Origin of the sequence: Caballeronia telluris (assembly GCF_001544495.1) — a bacterium.
In the GTDB taxonomy this organism is placed as follows: domain Bacteria; phylum Pseudomonadota; class Gammaproteobacteria; order Burkholderiales; family Burkholderiaceae; genus Caballeronia; species Caballeronia telluris.
The window spans coordinates 1-906 of sequence record NZ_FCNZ02000138.1 but is presented as its reverse complement, the minus strand read 5'-3'; the positions used below and the strand labels follow the sequence as shown (position 1 = coordinate 906).

Here is a 906-nt window from a genome sequence, read left to right as displayed (position 1 = left end):
ATACGGGTTGTGGCCGAAGTACATCAGGCCGAGCAACGCCGCGCCTTCACCGAGAAAGATCACGAACATCGTGTTCTCGCGGCCGAAACGGTCGGAGAGAAAACCGCACAGAGGCCGCGTGAAGCCGTTGCACAGGTTGTCGATGGAGAGCGTCATCGTGAGCAGCGGCAGGGTGACGCCGAGCAACGTGACCGGCAACTTCGCGAAGCCGAACTCCTTCGCGATCGGACCGAGCTGCGCCGTCGCGATGATGCCGCCCGCCGCGACGAACACGAACATCAGGTAGATCACCCAGAAGAGCGGCGAGCGCACCATCTGACCGGTCGTGTAGTCGATCTTCGACGCGACGAGCCGCTTTGGAATCACCACGTTCGCGGGCGGCACCGGTCGCACGAGAAAGAGCGCGAGCGCGAGAATGCAGACGCCCTGGAAAATGCCGAAGAACATGAACGTGTGCTCGTAGCCCGAGCTTTGGATCATGTTCGCGATCGGAATCACCGTGACCGCTGCGCCCGCGCCGAAGCCGGCCGCCGTCAGGCCGGCCGCGAGGCCGCGCTTGTCCGGAAACCACTTGAGCGCATTGCCGACGCACGTGCCGTACACGCATCCCGCGCCGATGCCCGCAACCACGGCGCCGATGTAGAGATGCACGAGGGTGGTCGCGTGAGCGTCGATGACCCAGCCGAGCGCCGCGCAGATCGATCCGCCGATCACGACGGGACGCGGCCCGAACTTGTCGACGAGCCAGCCTTCGATCGGCACGAGCCACGTTTCAGTCACGATGAAAATGGTGAAGGCGGTCTGGATCGCGGCTTGCCCCCAATGGTGCTTGGCATCCATCGGCACGACGAAGAGCGTCCACGCGTATTGCAGATTCGCGACCAGGCCCATGCAGATGATGCCGAT

Annotated in this window: 1 protein-coding gene; it reads right to left on the bottom strand. The window is 63.8% G+C overall.

Annotated features, from left to right (window positions below; translation table 11 throughout):
* On the bottom strand, nt 1-906 hold a 906-nt coding region (oxlT, locus tag AWB66_RS32595; protein WP_125469895.1), incomplete at both ends, for an oxalate/formate MFS antiporter.